Origin of the sequence: Streptomyces sp. NBC_00310 (assembly GCF_036208085.1) — a bacterium.
Classification (GTDB): Bacteria; Actinomycetota; Actinomycetes; order Streptomycetales; family Streptomycetaceae; genus Streptomyces.
In genome coordinates this window covers 4,382,820-4,400,971 of sequence record NZ_CP130714.1, presented here as the reverse complement: position 1 = coordinate 4,400,971, position 18,152 = coordinate 4,382,820, and the positions used below count along the sequence as shown (strand labels likewise).

General features: G+C 71.4%; 16 protein-coding genes. 8 read left to right on the top strand and 8 right to left on the bottom strand.

All coding sequences use genetic code 11. The features are described 5' to 3' along the window. Positions 1-447 precede the first annotated feature (447 nt). Genes OG202_RS19295 through OG202_RS19285 form a run of 3 tightly spaced genes read right to left on the bottom strand, consistent with a single transcriptional unit; the run spans position 448 to position 2,849 of the window. A complete protein-coding gene (locus tag OG202_RS19295; protein WP_327729482.1) occupies positions 448-1,686 on the bottom strand; it encodes an ABC transporter ATP-binding protein in 1,239 nt (412 codons plus the stop codon). Beyond that, positions 1,679-2,326, bottom strand: coding sequence for an ABC transporter permease (locus tag OG202_RS19290; RefSeq protein WP_326582453.1), 648 nt, complete (start codon positions 2,324-2,326; stop codon positions 1,679-1,681). Before OG202_RS19290 ends, OG202_RS19295 begins: the two co-directional genes overlap by 8 nt. A gap of 52 nt (positions 2,327-2,378) precedes the next feature. Then, entirely contained in the window at positions 2,379-2,849 is a 471-nt protein-coding gene (locus tag OG202_RS19285; RefSeq protein WP_326582454.1) for an Lrp/AsnC family transcriptional regulator, read from the bottom strand. Positions 2,850-2,972: 123 nt separating this feature from the next. Here OG202_RS19285 and hppD point away from each other — a divergent pair, with 123 nt between their 5' ends. Further along, positions 2,973-4,127: a 4-hydroxyphenylpyruvate dioxygenase gene (gene hppD / locus OG202_RS19280; RefSeq protein ID WP_326582455.1), complete on the top strand. Its 1,155-nt coding sequence runs from the start codon at positions 2,973-2,975 to the stop codon at positions 4,125-4,127. A 328-nt stretch (positions 4,128-4,455) separates the two neighbouring features. On the opposite strand, the gene OG202_RS19275 is transcribed toward hppD, so the two are convergent. Beyond that, positions 4,456-5,853, bottom strand: a complete 1,398-nt coding sequence (locus tag OG202_RS19275) for a tetratricopeptide repeat protein (RefSeq protein WP_328223198.1) — start codon at positions 5,851-5,853, stop codon at positions 4,456-4,458. Positions 5,854-5,943: 90 nt separating this feature from the next. On the opposite strand from OG202_RS19275, the gene OG202_RS19270 reads away from it, so the two are divergent. Beyond that, positions 5,944-7,350: an FAD-binding oxidoreductase gene (locus tag OG202_RS19270; RefSeq protein ID WP_327729486.1), complete on the top strand. Its 1,407-nt coding sequence runs from the start codon at positions 5,944-5,946 to the stop codon at positions 7,348-7,350. Between the two features lie 40 nt (positions 7,351-7,390). On the opposite strand, the gene OG202_RS19265 is transcribed toward OG202_RS19270, so the two are convergent. Further along, the gene (locus OG202_RS19265; protein ID WP_326582459.1) at positions 7,391-7,804 is read right to left on the bottom strand and encodes an SsgA family sporulation/cell division regulator; all 414 of its coding nucleotides are present in this window, start codon (positions 7,802-7,804) and stop codon (positions 7,391-7,393) included. Between the two features lie 265 nt (positions 7,805-8,069). On the opposite strand from OG202_RS19265, the gene OG202_RS19260 reads away from it, so the two are divergent. Together OG202_RS19260 and OG202_RS19255 are read left to right on the top strand one after the other, a co-directional pair. Next, on the top strand, positions 8,070-9,686 hold the full coding sequence (locus OG202_RS19260; protein WP_328223197.1) for an RDD family protein: 1,617 nt from the start codon (positions 8,070-8,072) through the stop codon (positions 9,684-9,686). A gap of 130 nt (positions 9,687-9,816) precedes the next feature. Further along, positions 9,817-10,506 carry an RDD family protein gene (locus OG202_RS19255; protein ID WP_327729488.1) on the top strand — a complete coding sequence of 230 codons (690 nt, stop codon included), beginning with the start codon at positions 9,817-9,819 and terminating at the stop codon, positions 10,504-10,506. 88 nt (positions 10,507-10,594) lie between these two features. Here OG202_RS19255 and OG202_RS19250 read toward each other — a convergent pair whose 3' ends face one another. Then, positions 10,595-10,897, bottom strand: a complete 303-nt coding sequence (locus tag OG202_RS19250; RefSeq protein ID WP_326582462.1) for a hypothetical protein — start codon at positions 10,895-10,897, stop codon at positions 10,595-10,597. A 466-nt stretch (positions 10,898-11,363) separates the two neighbouring features. Between OG202_RS19250 and OG202_RS19245 the strand changes: the two genes are divergently transcribed. Both OG202_RS19245 and OG202_RS19240 read left to right on the top strand, forming a co-directional pair. Further along, positions 11,364-13,712, top strand: a complete 2,349-nt coding sequence (locus OG202_RS19245) for an immune inhibitor A domain-containing protein (RefSeq protein ID WP_327729489.1) — start codon at positions 11,364-11,366, stop codon at positions 13,710-13,712. Between the two features lie 396 nt (positions 13,713-14,108). After that, positions 14,109-14,393, top strand: coding sequence for a hypothetical protein (locus OG202_RS19240; protein ID WP_326585804.1), 285 nt, complete (start codon positions 14,109-14,111; stop codon positions 14,391-14,393). A gap of 101 nt (positions 14,394-14,494) precedes the next feature. Here OG202_RS19240 and OG202_RS19235 read toward each other — a convergent pair whose 3' ends face one another. Both OG202_RS19235 and OG202_RS19230 read right to left on the bottom strand, forming a co-directional pair. After that, entirely contained in the window at positions 14,495-15,082 is a 588-nt protein-coding gene (locus tag OG202_RS19235) for an isochorismatase family protein (protein ID WP_326582464.1), read from the bottom strand. A gap of 319 nt (positions 15,083-15,401) precedes the next feature. Then, a complete protein-coding gene (locus tag OG202_RS19230) occupies positions 15,402-16,730 on the bottom strand; it encodes a nicotinate phosphoribosyltransferase (RefSeq protein ID WP_328223196.1) in 1,329 nt (442 codons plus the stop codon). 123 nt (positions 16,731-16,853) lie between these two features. Between OG202_RS19230 and clpS the strand changes: the two genes are divergently transcribed. Beyond that, on the top strand, positions 16,854-17,171 hold the full coding sequence (gene clpS, locus OG202_RS19225; protein WP_326582466.1) for an ATP-dependent Clp protease adapter ClpS: 318 nt from the start codon (positions 16,854-16,856) through the stop codon (positions 17,169-17,171). Positions 17,172-17,182: 11 nt separating this feature from the next. Next, on the top strand, positions 17,183-17,785 hold the full coding sequence (locus tag OG202_RS19220) for a DUF2017 domain-containing protein (protein WP_326582467.1): 603 nt from the start codon (positions 17,183-17,185) through the stop codon (positions 17,783-17,785). Positions 17,786-18,152: the final 367 nt, after the last annotated feature.

Below are 18,152 nucleotides of genomic sequence, written 5' to 3'. Positions count from 1 at the left end.
CGGTATCGGCGGCGGCTCCCGTATCGGCGCCGGTGGTCGCCCTGGTCGTGAGATCTGCCCCGGTCGGGGAGCCCATCTCGGTCGTGGAGGGCGTCCCGGTCGGGGAGCCTGCTCCGGTCGGGGAGCCCGTTCCGGTCGGGGAGCCCGTTCCGGTCGGGGAGCCTGCCCCGCTCGTGGAGCCCGTTCCGGTTGCGGTGCCCATCTCGGTGGTGGAGCCTGCCCCGCTCGGGGAGCCCGCTCCAGTCGTGGAGCCCGTTCCGGTCGCGGAACCCATCTCTGTTGTGGAGGGCGTCCCGGTAGGGGAGCGCGCCCCAGTTGTGGAGGGCGTCCCGGTCGCGGAACCCATCTCTGTTGTGGAGGGCGTCCCGGTCGTGGGGCCCGCCCCAGTCGTGGAGCGCGCCCCAGCCGTGGGACCCGCGCCAGCCGTGGAGCCCGTCTCGGCAGCCGTCATAGCGCCCCCTTTTCTCTGTCGACCTCCTGCTCGGCGGGCGCCTGTCGGGCCAGGGTGTCCTCCAGCCCGTGCCGGTGTTCCGGTGCGTCCAGCCGGTCCGCCGCCAGCAGCCCGCGGACGGAGTGGAGCAGGGTCTCCGTGTCCAGGACGCCGGTGTACTGTCCGTGCGGGCCGGTGACGGCGACGCGCCCCGCGCTGTCGGTGAGCACGGCCTCCAGGGCGTCCCGCAGGGTGGCGTCGCCGGTGACGGTCCTGTGGACCGGGGTCCCGGCCCGCGCCGGCGACCCCGCGGCGCGCGTCAGGTCCCCGCGCCGCAGCCAACGGCACGGCCGTCCGCGCTCGTCGAGGAGCAGCACCTCGCCGGTGCCGCTCGCCCGCAGCCGCTCGACGATCCGTTGCGGCGGATCGCCCACGTCGGCCGTCGGACAGTCGGTCACCTCGACGTCCCGTACGCGCGTCAGGCCGAGCCGCCTCAGGGCGGCGCCCTCGCCCACGAAACCGGAGACGAAGTCGTCCGCCGGGCCGGCGAGGATCGCCTGCGGGGTGTCGAACTGCGCGATGTGCGACCGCTCCCGCAGGATCGCGATCCGGTCGCCGAGCTTGATCGCCTCGTCGACGTCATGGGTGACGAACACGATCGTCTTGTGCAGCTCGCGCTGGAGCCGGAGCAGCTCGTCCTGGAGGTGGTCGCGGGTGATCGGGTCCACCGCCCCGAACGGCTCGTCCATCAGCAGGACGGGCGGATCGGCAGCCAACGCCCGTGCCACGCCCACCCGTTGCTGCTGACCGCCGGAGAGCTGACGCGGATACCGGTCGCGGAACTCGCCCGGGTCGAGCCCCACCAGGTCCAGCATCTCCGCCACCCGCGCCCTGACCCGGGACGCCGACCAGCCGACCATCCTCGGCACGAGCGAGATGTTCTGGGCGACGGTCATGTGCGGGAAGAGACCGGACGACTGGATCGCGTAGCCCACCCTGCGCCGCAGCCTGACCGGATCGATACCGGTGACGTCCTCACCATTGATCCGGATGGAACCGCTGGACGGCTCGATCAACCTGTTGATCATCTTGAGCGTCGTCGACTTGCCGCACCCCGACGGCCCGACGAGCACGACGGTCTCGCCCGCGTCGATCCGCAGGGTGACGCCGTCGACGGAGGGCTGACGACTGCCCGGATACCGCTTGCCGAGGTCGACCAACTCGATGGTGGCCCCCGTCGTGCCGCTGTCAGCCACGGATCCCCCTCGGAATCGTCAGCCGCCCGATCAGCACATACGCGGCGTCGAACAATAGTGCGAGGACGACGATGCCGAGCGTGCCGGCGAGCACCTGGTTGAGCGCGTTCGCGCTGCCCAGCGAGGCGACACCGCGGAAGATCTCGTTGCCCAGGCCCGGCCCGGAGGCGTACGCGGCGATCGCGGCGATGCCCATCAGCATCTGTGTGGAGACCCGGATCCCGGTGAGAATCGGCGGCCAGGCGAGCGGCAGTTCGACCCGCAGCAGCCGCAGGGACCGGGACATCCCGATGCCCTTCGCCGCGTCCACCAGCGCCGGATCGACCCCGCGCAGGCCCACGATCGTGTTCCGTACGACCGGCAGCAGCCCGTACAGCGTCAGCGCGATCACCGTCGGGGCCACGCCCAGCCCCACCACCGGGACCAGCAGACCGATCATGGCGAGGGAGGGGATGGTCAGGAGGGTGGCGGTGGTGGTCGTGGCGAGCCCGGCGGCCCACTCCCGCCGGTAGGTGACGACCCCGATCAGCACGCCGACGGCCGTGGCCACGACCATGCACTGGAACACCGCGCCGGCCGTTTGATACGCGTCGAACAGCAGCTTCTCGCGATAGCTGCCGACGTACTCCCAGAAGCTCACCGGCACGCACCCCCAGGCTCGGCTAGGTCGTCGTCTCCCGGGCCCCGTCGGTTCACTCGTGGAGCGACGCCTGCTCCACCAGCGGGATGATCCGCAACGGAACGGGGTTCTCCATGACGATCGCCGTGGCGGCCCGGACGATGCCATCAAAACCGACGACCCGGTCGATCACCCGCTGGAGATCGGCGTTCGAACGGGCCACCAGCCGGCACAGCATGTCCCCGCTGCCGGTCGTCGTGTGCAGCTCCAGCACCTCCGGCACGGTCGCCAAGTGCGCCCGCACGTCGGCCCCTTGCCCCTGCCTGATCTGCAGCGTCGCGAACGCCGTGACCGGGTACCCGAGCGCGGCCGGGTCCACCTGGGGACCGAACCCGCGGATGACTCCATTCGACTGAAGCCGGTCGAGCCGGGCCTGCACCGTGCCCCGCGCGACCCCCAGCCGTCGTGACATCTCCAGCACCCCGATCCGCGGCTCCCGCGCGAGCAGGACGATCAGCCGCCCGTCCAGATGATCGATCGCCATGAGACCTCCCGGGATGGTCACCCTGTACAGAACCAGTTGGAGGATGGATTCTCCACTGGGCAGATTGTCCAGCAGAATCACGAACTGTTGCGCACCTTGTGGAGGCGGGTGGAGTCTGCGGCCATGGCAGCCACTTCCGCGCACACACGCGACATCCCCGACACCGCACGGCAGGCGGACCCCTTCCCGGTGAAGGGAATGGACGCCGTCGTCTTCGCCGTGGGCAACGCCAAGCAGGCCGCCCACTACTACTCCACCGCGTTCGGCATGCGCCTCGTCGCCTACGCCGGCCCCGAGACCGGCAGCCGCGAGACGGCGAGCTACGTCCTGGAGAACGGCTCGGCCCGTTTCGTCCTCACCTCCGTCGTCAAACCCGCCACCACCTGGGGGCACTTCCTCGCCGAGCACGTGGCCGAGCACGGCGACGGCGTCGTCGACCTCGCCATCGAGGTCCCGGACGCCCGCCGCGCGTACGCCTACGCCATCGAGCACGGCGCCCGTTCCGTCGCCGAGCCGTACGAGGTGAAGGACGAGCACGGCACGGTCGTCCTCGCCTCGATCGCCACCTACGGCACGACCCGGCACACCCTCGTCGAGCGCACCGGCTACGACGGCCCGTACCTCCCCGGCTACGTCGCCGCCGACCCCCTCGTCGAGCCGCCCGCCCACCGCACCTTCCAGGCCATCGACCACTGCGTCGGCAACGTCGAGCTCGGGCGCATGAACGAGTGGGTGGAGTTCTACAACCGGGTCATGGGCTTCACGAACATGAAGGAGTTCGTGGGCGACGACATCGCCACCGAGTACAGCGCGCTGATGTCGAAGGTCGTGGCGGACGGCACCCTGAAGGTCAAGTTCCCCATCAACGAGCCCGCCATCGCCAAGAAGAAGTCCCAGATCGACGAGTACCTGGAGTTCTACGGCGGCGCGGGCGTCCAGCACATCGCGCTCAACACGAACGACATCGTGCGCACGGTACGGACGATGCGCGCGGCCGGGGTGCAGTTCCTCAACACCCCCGACTCGTACTACGACACGCTGGGGGAGTGGGTCGGCGACACCCGTGTCCCCGTCGACACCCTCCGCGAACTCAAGATCCTCGCCGACCGGGACGAGGACGGGTACCTGCTCCAGATCTTCACCAAGCCGGTCCAGGACCGGCCGACGGTCTTCTTCGAGATCATCGAACGGCACGGGTCCATGGGCTTCGGCAAGGGCAACTTCAAGGCGCTGTTCGAGGCGATCGAGAGGGAGCAGGAGAAGCGCGGCAATCTGTGACCGGGCGCCTCACAGCCCGGGGGTGACTGCGCTCGGGCGACCGCGGATGGTTCGTGGTCGCTCGCGCAGTTCCCCGCGCCCCTGAAAGACCAGGCCCCTGCGGGCCTGGAAGACGACGGGCCGGTGGGTCTGGAAGGCGACCGGGCGGTGGGTCTGGAAGGCGACGGGCCGGTGGGTCTGGAAGGCGACCGGCCGGTGGGCCTGGAAGGCGACGGGGCGCCGGGGTGAAAAGCACGGGGCGCAGCCCCTGCTTTTCAGGGGCGCGGGGAACTGCGCGACCAGCCCCCACCGGACCCGCACCCGCCAACGCACAGGCACCCCCACCCCCTCACGCGAACCGCCGCCCCCCACCCACCGAGAAGTACGGATTGAGACGCCGCGCCTCGGCAAGATGCCGCCGGGCCGGGGCCGCCAGGCCCAACGCCCGCTCGATCACCCCCCGGTGACAGGCGTACGCCGCACTCCGCACCTCCCCACCCCGCGCCCGGTCCGTCGCCCGCCGCGCGAACCCCAGCGCCTCCTCGTCCTTCCCGGCCCGGTGCAGCGCCCACGCCAGCGCGTCCGCCACCCGCAGACCCGGCTGCCGTTCCCACTCGGCCCGGAGCACCCGCACGGCCACCTCCGGATCCCCGTGGTCCGCCTCCAGCGCCCCGAGGACGAGCGACTCGTTCACCCCGGCCCCGGCGGCCCGCGCCACCAGCGTGCGCACCACGCCGTACTGCTTCCGCGCCTCCCCGGCCCGCCCCAGCGACGCGTACAACTCGCCCAGCCGCAGCGCTACCTGGGCCGACGGCCGCCGTGACAGGGCCACCCGGTACGCCCGCACCCCCTGCGCCGTCCGCCCCAGCGCGGCCAGCGCCCGCCCCCGGCACGCATCGGCCTCCGGCTCGCTCCCGGCGGCTTCGCAGTACCGCAACGACTGCGCCGCCTCCCCCCGCTCCCAGGCCAGCTCCCCGGCCCGCACCCACCACGCGGCGGCCGCGGCCGACGGCCCCACGGGCGTCGTCTCCGAAGCCGCCGCATCGGCGATCGTGGTGGCCGCGTCCTCGCGTGCCCCCTGGTCCCAGTAGACCTGCGCGGCCCGCGCCCGCGCCGCCGGCCCGGAGTTCAGGGTGAGCAGCCTGCCCAGGGCCGCGCGGGCCGCCTTGTACCGGCCGAGCCCGTCGTACGCGTCGATGAGCAGGGCGTACGAGGTCCAGCGCTCCGGCGCCACCCGTACGGCCTCCTCGCCCCAGTGTTTCGCCGCCCGGAAGTCGCGGCGGGCGTTCGCGAGCGCGGCGAGGCCTTCGAGGGCGTCCACGTTGCCGGTCGGCCGCAGGCGCAGCGAGGTGCGCAGGGCGTTTTCGGCCTTCGGGTAGTCGGCGAAGGCGCCGGTACGGCGGGCCCGCTCGGTGTACGCCACGCCGAGCACGGCCCACGAGGTGTGATCACGCGGACGGTCCCGCACCCGGGCCTCACGTTCCCGGACGACCGAGGCCACCGCGGGCAACGCGGCGGGCGCCCCGGCCGTCATCACGGCCCGGGCCCGCCCCTCGGGCCCGGCCGCACCCACCACCCGGGCCGCACGCCCGCCGCCGCCGTCTCCGCCGCCACCGTCCCCGTCGCCCCCGTCCGGCGGCACCACCATCAGCACACCCCCGAGCACAAGACACCCGACGACCGCCCAGGCCACCCCCCGCCCCTGCCCCCACCGCCGGGCCGCCCGCTCCTCGTTCTCCACAGACATGCCGCTCACTGTGCGTCAATACGACGACCACATCCCGCACCCGAACGCTCGCGCCGACGGGTTCACACCGATGGCCGTGAGTGCGAACCTGTGATCATGAGCCGTATCCAAGCCCCGAGTGACGAGACGACCGGCAACCTCGTCGACCGTCTGCTGAGCGGCCTGCCACCGGAGGCGGTCCACGTCGATCCGGACGTCACCGCCTCGTACGCGAACGACATGGCGAGCTTCTGCGAGGCGGGTGTCCCGGCGGTCGTCGTGCTGCCCCGGACCGTCGAACAGGTGCAGCACGTCATGCGCGTCGCCACGGAACTGCGCGTCCCCGTGGTCCCGCAGGGCGCCCGCACGGGCCTGTCCGGCGGCGCCAACGCCTCCGAGGGCTGCGTCGTGCTGTCCCTGACGAAAATGGACCGGATCCTCGAGATCAACCCCGTCGACCGCATCGCCGTCGTCGAGCCCGGCGTCATCAACGCGACCCTCTCCCGCGCGGTCAACGAGCACGGCCTCTGCTACCCGCCGGACCCCTCCAGCTGGGAGATGTGCACGATCGGCGGCAACATCGGCACGGCCTCCGGCGGCCTGTGCTGTGTGAAGTACGGGGTGACCGCCGAGTACGTCCTCGGCCTGGACGTCGTGCTCGCCGACGGCCGGCTGATGTCCACCGGCAGGCGCACCGCGAAGGGCGTCGCCGGCTACGACCTCACGCGGCTCTTCGTCGGCTCGGAGGGCTCGCTCGGCATCGTCGTCCGCGCGACCCTCGCCCTCAAGCCGCAGCCGCCCCAGCAGCTCGTGCTGGCGGCCGAGTTCGCGTCGGCGGCCGCCGCCTGCGACGCGGTGTGCCGGATCATGGCCGGCGGGCACGTCCCGTCACTGCTCGAACTCATGGACCGTACGACCGTGAAGGCCGTCAACGACCTGGCCCACATGGGACTCCCGGAGACCACGGAGGCGCTGCTGCTGGCCGCCTTCGACACCCCGGACCCGGCCGCCGACCTCGCCGCGGTGGGCGAACTGTGCGAGGCCGCGGGCGCCACCCAGGTCGTCCCCGCGGACGACGCGGCGGAGTCCGAACTGCTGCTCCAGGCACGGCGGTTGTCGCTCACCGCGCTGGAGGCGGTGAAGGGCACGACGATGATCGACGACGTGTGCGTGCCGCGCTCGAAGCTCGGCGAGCTGATCGAGGGCGTGGAGCGCGTCGCCCAGAAGTACGACCTGACCATCGGGGTCTGCGCACACGCCGGCGACGGCAACACGCACCCCACCGTCTGCTTCGACGCGGCGGACCCCGAAGAGTCCCGGCGCGCCCGCGAGTCCTTCGACGAGATCATGGCCCTCGGCCTGGAACTCGGCGGCACGATCACCGGCGAGCACGGCGTGGGCATCCTCAAGAAGGAGTGGCTGGCGCGGGAGCTCGGCCCGGTGGGCATGGAGATGCAGCGGGCGGTGAAGTCCGCCTTCGACCCGCTGGGCATCCTCAACCCGGGCAAGCTGTTCTGACCCCCTCGGTGCCGATTCCCTCGGTTCTGACGCACCCGCCTCACTGGGCGAGGAGTTCGGCCAGGCCGTCGTCGATGCGCAGCATGTCGAACTCCGAGCCCGGCGGCACCACCCGCAGGGTCCGCTCCAGCCAGGCCGACACGGCGGCGGCCGGCGCTTCGAGCAGCGCGTCCCCGTCCGGCGAGCTGAGCGCCATCAGCACGACGCTGCGGCCCGACACCTTCGTCGGCCACACCCGCACGTCCCCGCGCCCGCACGGCCGGAACACCCCCTCGACGAGCAGCTCCCGCGCGAACGTCCAGTGGACCGGGCGGTCGGAGTTGACGTGGAAGGTGATGTGGACGGCGTAGGGGTCGTCGGTGCGGTAGCCGAGCTTGGCCGGCACGGGGATGCTGCGCTCGGGCGACAGGACGAGTCCGAGCTCCAGCTCGCGCTCCACTACGGTGTGCCGCATGGTGATCGTTCCTCTCTCGTGGAGGGGCCCCGTGGGCGGGCCCGTACGAGTGAGAGGGGCGTGGGCCCCGAAGCATTACGCGGGTTCGCGAAACTTTTTTCCGGCGGGTTCACCGACCGGCTTCCGCCGCCGCGGGCCCTCTGGGCCCGTAGCAGATCCGTGCGCGAATGGGGCGGGTCCGGCGGCAGCGGTCATGGGACTTGCCGGCGTCTGGTAGATGTGTATGCCCTCCACCAAACCCACGAGCAGATACGGGACGACGGACATGAGTGCCCCAACCCCGGCCCCCGGTGACGACAGGCCCCGTGAAGGGTATTACCCGGACCCGTCCATTCCTGGATATGTCCGGTACTGGAACGGCGCGGCCTGGGTGCCGGGTACGAGCCGTCCGGCGCCCTCCGACGGCACGCCGCTCGCCCCGCCGCCCGGCTCCGGCTCGGCCGGCACGGTGGAGGAGACGGGCCCGCACTTCTTCGACGAGGACCCCGCGCCCGACGGCGAGTCGGGCCGCTCGTCCTCCGACAGCGCCCTGCACGGCTCCCGCCCCGAGCCGGCCTCCGCGTGGGGCGCCGACCGCTCCCGCCAGACCGGTTTCGGCGGCGACAAGGACCGCCGGGTGTCGTGGGGTTCCGCCCCCGGCGCCGACCCCCGCCTCTCCCTCGCGGCCGAAGCGGACGGCGACCCCGGTGACTCCGGGCCCACGGCGAGCACGGACGGTACGGCGACGATCCCTCCGGCGGAGGCCGACGGGGACGCCGGGGCCTCACCGGGCACGGTGGTGTTCCGCCGTCCCGACACGTCCGGGCGGCCCCCGGCCGGCGAGGGCGCGGAACCCCTGCGGACGGACGGGACGATGACGTTCCGCCCCTCCGCGCGCGCGGGGCAGCCGGACGGGGCCGCGCCCGCGGCGCCCGGCGTCTTCGGCGGTCCCCTGACCCCCGCCCAGATCGCCGCGCAGCAGGCCCTGGGCCTCGCCCCGCAGTCCTCCTCGCCCGCGACGGCACCGTCCGGCCCCCAGCAGGGTCCGCAGCCTCCGCAGGGTCCGATGGCTCCGCAGCAGGGCCCGCAGGCGGGCCTGCCTGTGGGCGGGACCGCCCCGGCCCCACGGCAACCGGAGCCGCAGCAGCCCCAGTTCGGCGGCGCGTTCCCCCAGCAGGCCCCGCCGACCTCACCGGCGGCGCCCACCCCGCAGGCCGCCCAGCCCGCGCCGGACGTGCCCCAGCAGGCCGCCGCCCGGCAGTCGGCCGAGGCCCCGATGGCCGTCGGCACCGGCGGCGGGCAGCCCTCCTGGGCGCAGCAGGTGCACCGCCTCGCCGGGGGCGAGGGGGAGCAGCCGGTCGCGCCGTGGAAGCCGGTGGTGGAGGACCCCTTCCAGGCCGCCGCGCGACGGCAGGCGGAGTCCCGGCCCGCGGGGCTCGGCAGACGGCTGGGCGCCCGGCTCGTGGACAGCCTGGTCGTCGGCGCCGTCACGGCCGGGGCGGCCGTGCCGTTCGGCACCAAGGCGATGGACCACATCGACGAGAAGATCGACGCGGCCAAGCTCTCCGGCGAGAAGGTCACCGTCTGGCTGGTCGACGGCACGACCTCCGTCTACCTGGGCATCATCCTGGGCGTCCTGTTCCTCGTCAGCGCCCTCTACGAGGTGCTGCCCACCGCCAGGTGGGGCCGCACCCTCGGCAAGAAGCTGTTCGGCATCGAGGTCCGGGACATCGAGGGCCACGAGCCCCCGTCGTTCGGGCGCTCGCTGCGCCGCTGGCTCGTCCACACCGTCTCCGGGCTGCTCGGCATCGGTGTGATCGGCGTCCTGTGGTGCGTGTGGGACAGGCCGTGGCGCCAGTGCTGGCACGACAAGACGGCGCACACGTTCGTGGCGGGCAAGTAGCGGCGGGCAAGTGGCGGCGGGCGAGTAGCGGCAGGGGCCGCGTGGGCCGGACGGGGGCGCGGGGGAACCGCGTACCCCGGACGGCCCCGTGCCGGATGCGGAGCCTGGGGGTTCGCGGTCGACTCGGGCCATGAGTACCGAACCGCCGCCCTTCGGCTCCGGTCAGTCCCCGGACGACGACCCGTTCAAGAAGCAGCAGCCCCCGCCGGGCCGGGGCGGCGGCTCCCCGTACGACCCGCCGCCCGGGCAACCGCCGCCGTACGGGGGCGGGCAGGAACCGCCGTACGGCGGCCAGCCGCCCCCCTACGGCGGCGGTCCCTACGGCGGCGACCCCTATGGCGGTGGGCCGTACCCGAACGATCCGCTCTCGGGCATGCCGCCGCTCGCCGACAGCGGGAAGCGGGTGCTGGCGCGGATCATGGACATGATCCTGGTGGGGATCGTGGTGGGGCTGCTGGCGTGGGCGTTCAGGATCGGCCAGTACACGGTGGACTCGGACGACTGGGAGTTCGGCAGGTCCCTCGCCCAGGAGGCGCTGGCCGCGATCCTCTACATCGCGTACGACACGTACTTCGGCGTCAAGAACGGCCAGACCCTCGGCAAGAAGCTGATGAAGCTGCGGGTGGCGAACCTCAACGACGGGTCCACGCCCTCCATGCAGACCGCGCTGATCCGCGCGGCCGTGCTGTGGATCCCCTTCGCCTTCTGCTGCGCCTGCGTCTGGACGGCGATCGCGGGCGGCTGGAGCTTCTTCGACAAGCCCTACAAGCAGGGTCTGCACGACAAGGCCGCGAAGACGGTGGTGGTCAGTACGGCTTGAGCGCGCGGTCGCACGACAACGGCGGGTCCGGGATCGATGATCCACGGGCCCGCCGACGCGTTTCAGCGAGCTGTCACCGCGTGCCGGTTCAGGACCCCGTCGGCTCGTGCACCGGCTCCCGTACCGCCTCGGACCGCACGGCCGCCGGGGCCGGGGCACGGGCGGGGGCCGGCGCGGCGACGGACACCCCGGGGCGGCGCGTGGCGGCGCCGGGCGCGGGCTTGGGCAGCGGCACGGTCAGTGCGACGAGCAGGCCGAGGGCCAGGGCGGAGAGGGCGATCACCGCGATGCCCGCGCCGGAACTCGTCTGTGACAGCAGCAGCATGGCGAGGGTGGACAAGATCACGGTGCAGGAGCCGTAGGCGAGCTGTGCGGTCGTCGGACGAGGCATGGCAATCGTGTCCTCGGGTGGGGTCTCCCCGTGCCTCTCTCGATGAAGGGGAGGTTGCGGATACGAATCAAAGGTGAAGCCGTGCAGTCGGCTTGGCTTCTGCCGACCTCCGGCGCTCCGCCAATCGACTCTATTCGCCAGGGTGCCCGAGTGGAACGACAGGTAAGCGTGACCTGACACACGGTGCCGGGTGCACAGGGGGCGCACGGATTCATGGGGTCCGGCAAGTGGACGCGTATGCGCGCCGGTTCGAGAGGTGTGTGGGCGATGCACGTAACGTCCGCATAACGAACAAGCGCTTCCCGTAGACGCCGATAATGCACTTGACCTGTCCAAGTCAAGATCTATTTTTTCTCTCGAAACTCCGGTCGAATGGCGTCACTTGACTACACGCGTATACCGCGCGCGGACTCCTCCACACAGGGCCATCCCCTTCCGCGCGAACGGGCGCGGGGGAGGACCTCAAGTGACCAGTAGACCCTGGATGTTCAGAGCGGCGGCGATCGGCGTCGCGGTCGCCACGGCGGCGACCATGTCGGCCCTCACGGTGGCGCAGGCCGCGGACACCGCACCGGCGGCGTCCGTGGACCGGCACGACCCGGCGGACCGGGAGCACGCCGACCACGACCTCGAAGGCCCCCTGAGCAAGACTCAGGAGGCCCAGCGCGAGGAGGCCCTGCAGCAGGTCATATCCGGCGACGCCACGGTCAAGGACCGTGACGGCTCGCAGGTCGTGCAGCTGAAGAGCAAGAAGGGCAAGAGCAAGTACGTCGAGCTCGGCCGCGAGAAGACCGACAAGATCTTCACGATCCTCGTCGAGTTCGGCGACCAGGTCGACAGCCGCTACGGCGGCACCGCGGGCCCGGCGCACAACCAGATAGCCGAGCCGGACCGCGCCCAGGACAACTCCACGGCCTGGCAGGCGGACTACAACCAGGCGCACTTCCAGGACCTGTACTTCGGCACCGGCAAGAAGACCGAGTCGATGAAGAAGTACTACGAGAAGCAGTCCTCGGGCCGCTACTCGATCGAGGGCGAGGTCTCGGACTGGGTCAAGGTCCCCTACAACGAGGCCCGCTACGGCAACAACGCCTGCGGCCAGTCCACCTGCTCCAGCGTGTGGAACGTGGTCAGCGACGGTCTGACGTCCTGGGTCGCCCAGCAGAAGGCAGCGGGGCGCACCGACGCCGAGATCAAGGCGGACGTGGCCGAGTTCGACCAGTGGGACCGCTACGACTTCGACGGCGACGGCGACTTCAACGAGTCCGACGGCTACATCGACCACTTCCAGATCGTGCACGCCGGTGAGGACGAGTCCGCGGGTGGCGGCGCGCAGGGCGAGGACGCCATCTGGGCCCACCGCTGGTACGCGTTCGGCTCCGACGCGGGCGCCACGGGCCCCGACGGCAACAAGCTCGGCGGCGCCAAGATCGGTGACACCGGCATCTGGGTCGGCGACTACACCATCCAGCCCGAGAACGGCGGACTCGGTGTCTTCGCCCACGAGTACGGCCACGACCTCGGTCTGCCGGACCACTACGACACCCAGGGCGGTGACAACTCCACCGGTTTCTGGACCCTGATGTCCTCCGGTTCCTGGCTCGGCACCGGCAAGGAAGCCATCGGCGACCTGCCCGGCGACATGACCGCCTGGGACAAGCTGCAGCTCGGCTGGCTCGACTACGACACGGCGAAGGCCGCGACGAAGTCGAAGCACAAGCTGGGTGTCGCGGAGTACAACACCAAGGACAAGCAGGCCCTGGTGGTGGAACTCCCGAAGAAGGAGGTCACCACCGAGATCGTCGAGCCGGCGCAGGGGGCCGGCCAGTGGTGGAGCGGCAGCGGTGACAACCTCTCCAACACCCTGACCCGTTCGGTGGACCTCACGGGCAAGGCCTCGGCCGCGCTCACCCTCGACGGCTGGTACGACATCGAGGCCGAGTACGACTACCTCTACACCGAGGTGTCGACCGACGGCGGCGCCAACTGGACGCCGATCGACGGCACGGTGGACGGCGCGGCGATCCCGCGCGACGCCAGCGACAAGCCCGCGCTGACCGGTTCCTCCGCCGCGTACAAGAAGCTGTCGTACTCCCTGGACGCCTACGCGGGCCAGAAGTTCGACCTCCGCTTCCGCTACCAGACGGACGGCGGTGTGGCCCCCAAGGGCTTCGCGGCCGACTCGATCGCGGTGACCGCCGACGGTTCCGTCCTCTTCTCGGACAACGCGGAGAGCGCGGACGCGGCCTGGACCACGAAGGGCTTCTCGCGCATCGGCGCGTCGATCACGGACGACTACGCGCAGTACTACATCGCCGAGAACCGTCAGTACGTGTCGTACGACAAGACCCTGAAGGTCGGCCCGTACAACTTCGGCTTCTCGACGACGCGTCCGTCCTGGGTGGAGCACTTCCCGTACCAGAACGGTCTGTTGATCTGGAAGTGGGACACCTCGCAGGCGGACAACAACACCAGTGTCCACCCGGGCACGGGTCTGGTCCTGCCGGTCGACTCGCACCCGGCGGCGCTGAAGTGGGCCGACGGCACGGTGATGCGCAGCCGGATCCAGTCCTACGACTCGCCGTTCAGCCTCTACCGCACGGACGGTCTGAAGCTGCACAAGGCGGATGTCCTGACCAAGATCCCGTCGTCGAAGGGCGTGTCGACGTTCAACGACCGGACCAGCACCTACTACGACGAGGCGAGCCCGCTCGCCGGTGTCAAGATCACTGACACCAACACCAAGATCAAGATCGTCAAGGAGGCCAAGGACGGCTCCACGATCTCGGTCCAGGTGGGTCCCGCAGTGAAGTAAGCGGTATTTCCGCAGGTCAGAGCATGTTCGGCCGCGACCCCCTTGGCGGGTCGCGGCCGGACGTGTTTAGGTGCGTGGTGTGGTTTTCTTATTGACACTGACGCTCACGGGGGTGTGACCTGCATGGCCGCAGGAGGTTTCTGCAAACTGCCGGACGGCAATGTCGTCGTCGCCCTGAACCTGCCGGGGGCGACGGCGACGGGCACGGGGAGCGCGCTGCCCGGCGCCGGGTCCGGGGGTGCCACCGGGGCGCTGCCCGGGCCTGCGGCGGGGGGCGGCTCCGGGGCGCTGCCCGCGGCCGTCGGGGCCCTGCCCGTCAGCTGGGCCGGGACCGCGATCGGCGCTCCCGCCGTGTCCGGGGCACCCAAGGCCGTGTTCGGCGCGCCCGCCGGGCCCATGGTCGGCGTTCCGGCCGGGGCCGTGCCGGGCGACGGATCCGTACGTGTCCTCGTCCTGGCCGCGAACCGGGCCCGCGCTCTCACCCGGCTCCGCAACCTGGGCATGCGCGCGATCTACCTCCGCGGCAACGCGGCGCCCCCGACCCCGGACGAGATCACCGCGGTCCTCCACCACCCGGACGGCCTCATCTGGCGCACCTCACCCGCCTGCCCGGCCTCCACGACCCCCGAGCTGTGGCACCCGATCAGGGCGCTGCTCCGACGGCCGACGGTACGGGTGTGAACCGGCACCGGGGCTCGGCCCAGGGCGTGGCTTCGCTCACCGGCGCTCACCGGGTGCCACCGGGCCGGCCCATGCCGCGCCCCGTCCTGCCGCTTCAGCGGCTACACCACCGGCTTGCCCGAGAGTTCCACGCCCGCCTCCCGTAGCTCCTCCAAGGCCCGCTCGGTCGTCTCCTCGGACACCCCGGCGGTCAGGTCCAGCAGTACCTGGGTGCGGAAGCCCTCTCTCGCGGAGTCCAGGGCGGTGGCCCGTACGCAGTGGTCCGTGGCGATGCCGACGACGTCGATCTCGGTGATGTCGCGGGCGCGGAGCCAGTCGGCGAGGGTGACGCCGTTCTCGTCGGCGCCCTCGAAACCGCTGTAGGCAGCGGAGTACGCCCCCTTGTCGAAGACGGCGTCGACCGCGCCGGAGGCGATCACCGGGGCGAAGTTGGGGTGGAACCCGACCCCCTCCGTGCCGGCGACACAGTGGGCGGGCCAGGAGTGGACGTAGTCGGGGTTGTCGGAGAAGTGGCCGCCGGGTGCGATGTGGTGGTCACGGGTGGCCACCACGTGCTGGTAGCCGGGGCCGGCCGCCTGGCCGATCAGCTCGGTGACGGCGGCGGCCACATCGGCACCGCCGGCCACGGCGAGGCTGCCCCCCTCGCAGAAGTCGTTCTGCACGTCGACGACGATCAAGGCGCGGCGCATGGTGTCGGTGTCCTTCGACTCTTCGGTTCTCGGGTGTGTGGGGTGTGTGGGTGTGGTGGGATCGGCCGAGCTGCTGCACTGCGGGACGCTGAGCCACGAAACGCTGGACTTCGAAACTACGAACTTCCGAGCCTAGAGACTTCGAGAGCTGTTCGGGAGGGGGCATCCGGCGCTCGCCCGATGCGCGGACCGGAGCACAGGCCGAACACGCGGGCGCTCGGGGGGCTCGCGGCAGAGCACGCCGGGCATGTTCACTCCGGCCCGCCCCCGGCGTGCTCCCGCCCGCTGCCCCGCACGTATCCGCACGTACCCGGGCGGCTCAGACGTACTCCGTCGGAATGACCGCTTCCCCGCGCGACAGCTGCGTCGCCGACAGCGGCAGGTTCGCCCGCGCGGCCGCGTGCCGCTCGCGTACGACGTCCAGCGACTCCCGGGAGAGCACCCGGCCGTCCTCGATCAGGCGGACCAGGAGCTGCCGGTCCTTGAGCTCTTCGGGGACGGGCCCGGTGCCGACGACCTCGGCCTCCGCGACGCCGTGCTCGTCCAGCCGCCGGGCCGCCCACTTGCGGCCCCCGACGGACGTCTTCCCGCCGGTGGACTTCTTCGCCACGGGCACCAGCGGCTCCGTGGGGTCCGCGGACTCCGCGCGGGCGACGAGCTTGTAGACCATCGAGCAGGTGGGGTGCCCGGACCCGGTCACCAGCTGCGTGCCGACGCCGTACGCGTCCACCGGCGCCGCCGCCAGCGAGGCGATGGCGTACTCGTCGAGGTCCGAGGTCACGATGATCCGCGTCTCGGTCGCGCCCAGCTCGTCCAGCTGCTGCCGCACCCGGTGGGCGACGAGGAGCAGGTCACCGGAGTCGATGCGCACGGCGCCGAGCTCGGGCCCGGCGACCTCCACGGCGGTCCGTACGGCCTCGGTGACGTCGTACGTGTCGACGAGCAGGGTGGTGTTCCGGCCCAGCGAGTCCACCTGCGCCTGGAAGGCGTCCCGCTCGCGGTCGTGGAGCAGGGTGAAGGCGTGGGCGCTGGTGCCGACCGTCGGTATGCCGTAGCGGAAGCCGGCGGCCAGGTCCGAGGTGGAGGTGAAGCCGCCGAGGTACGCGGCGCGCGAGGCGGCCACGGCGGCCAGCTCGTGCGTGCGCCGGGCGCCCATCTCGATCAGCGGGCGCCCTCCGGCGGCGCTCGACATCCGGGAGGCGGCGGCCGCGATGGCCGAGTCGTGGTTGAGGATGGACAGGATCACGGTCTCCAGGAGGACGCACTCCGCGAAGGTGCCCTCGACCCGCATGATCGGCGAGCCCGGGAAGTACACCTCGCCCTCCTGGTAGCCCCACACGTCCCCGCTGAAGCGGTAGCCGGCGAGCCAGTCGAGGGTCTCCGCGTCGATGACGGAGCGCTCGCGCAGGAAGCCGAGGACGCCCGGGTCGAAACGGAAGTTCTCGACCGCGTCCAGTACCCGCCCGGTGCCGGCGACCACGCCGTACCGCCGTCCCTCCGGCAACCGCCGTGTGAAGACCTCGAACACCGAACGCCGCTCGGCCGTACCCGCTTTCAACGCGGCCTGCAGCATCGTGAGTTCGTAGTGGTCCGTGAAGAGCGCGGTCGAGGGGACGTCAACCGGCAAACCAAGGTCCGCTGTGTTCATGGCAAGGGATCGTACTCCCATCTCGTCAGTCTGACGATTTCCGGGCGGTCATTCGACGATCCGTTCTTCGCGGGGCCCGGTCGCGGGGCCGCATTTGTGCGTACACCCCCCTGTGGTGGCAGCATGGGCCGTGTGACGGCAGCCGCACCCATGGAGATCGAGAAGACCGAGTCGGCGGAGGAGGTCTTCGCCGTACCCGAACCCGACGTTCCGTGGGTGACGATCGTCCACAACGATCCGGTGAACCTCATGAGCTATGTGACGTATGTCTTCCAGACGTACTTCGGGTACTCGAAGGACAAAGCCACCAAGCTCATGCTCGACGTCCACCACAAGGGCCGCGCGGTCGTCTCCAGCGGAACACGCGAGGAGATGGAACGCGACGTGCAGGCCATGCACGGCTACGGTCTGTGGGCCACCCTCCAGCAGGACCGGAAGTAGCGACGCACCTGATGCCAGGACAATTCGAATCGCTCCCCGGCGGCGGCGCGGCCGTCGCACTCGACGAGGTCGAGATCTCCATCATCCGCTCGCTGGCGGTGCAGCTCCTGGAGCTGATCGGCCCGGGCCCGGCCGAGGACTCCGGCGACGACCCGCTCGCCGAACTCTTCGCCGAGGGCCCCAGCGAGCCGCCCAAGGACCCCGTCCTGCTCCGGCTGTTCCCGGACGCCTACAGCGACCCCGAGGGCACCCCGACGGCCCGGCAGGCGGAGGAGCAGCGGGCGTACTCCTCGGAGTTCCGCCGCTTCACCGAGAACGACCTGCGGGCCGGCAAGCGCGAGAAGGCCCTCGTGGTGATCCACTCCCTGGACGCGCTGGCGGCGACCGGTGAGGGCGGAGCCGTACTGAAGCTGTCGGCGGACGACTCCCGGCAGTGGCTCGGCTGCCTCAACGACCTGCGCCTGGCCATCGGCTCCCGGCTCGACGTCGTCGACGAGGAGGACACCGACCTCCTCTACCGCCTCCCGGACGAGGACCCGCGCAAGCCGATGGTGATGGCCTATCTGTGGCTGGGCGGTCTGCAGGACTCGCTCGTCACGACGCTGATGTCCTGACGCCGGATCCCCGCGGTTCCCGCCCCTCCACGGCCGCCGCACGTCCGCGGCACGTCCGCGGCACGTTCGCTCCATGGCTTCTCCACGGACGCTCCGCGTTCGCTCAGAGGACACTCAAATCCGGATAACGATCGTGTCACCGCACCCGTGAGGGATGCCCTCACGGGTGTTCTTTGTCCGCTTCTCCCTGTGCCGTGCGCCACAGAACGCCCAGTGGATCACTATTGCGGCCGTGATAAATCTTCACGACCGCCCGACGGACACCACCCTTGTCCCGTCGGGTGCGCCACCGAGCCGGCCATCGCCGGCCAGGCACTGCTCCATCACATCCGGGGGGATCGGAACCCGATCCCGGGTCGACGAACGG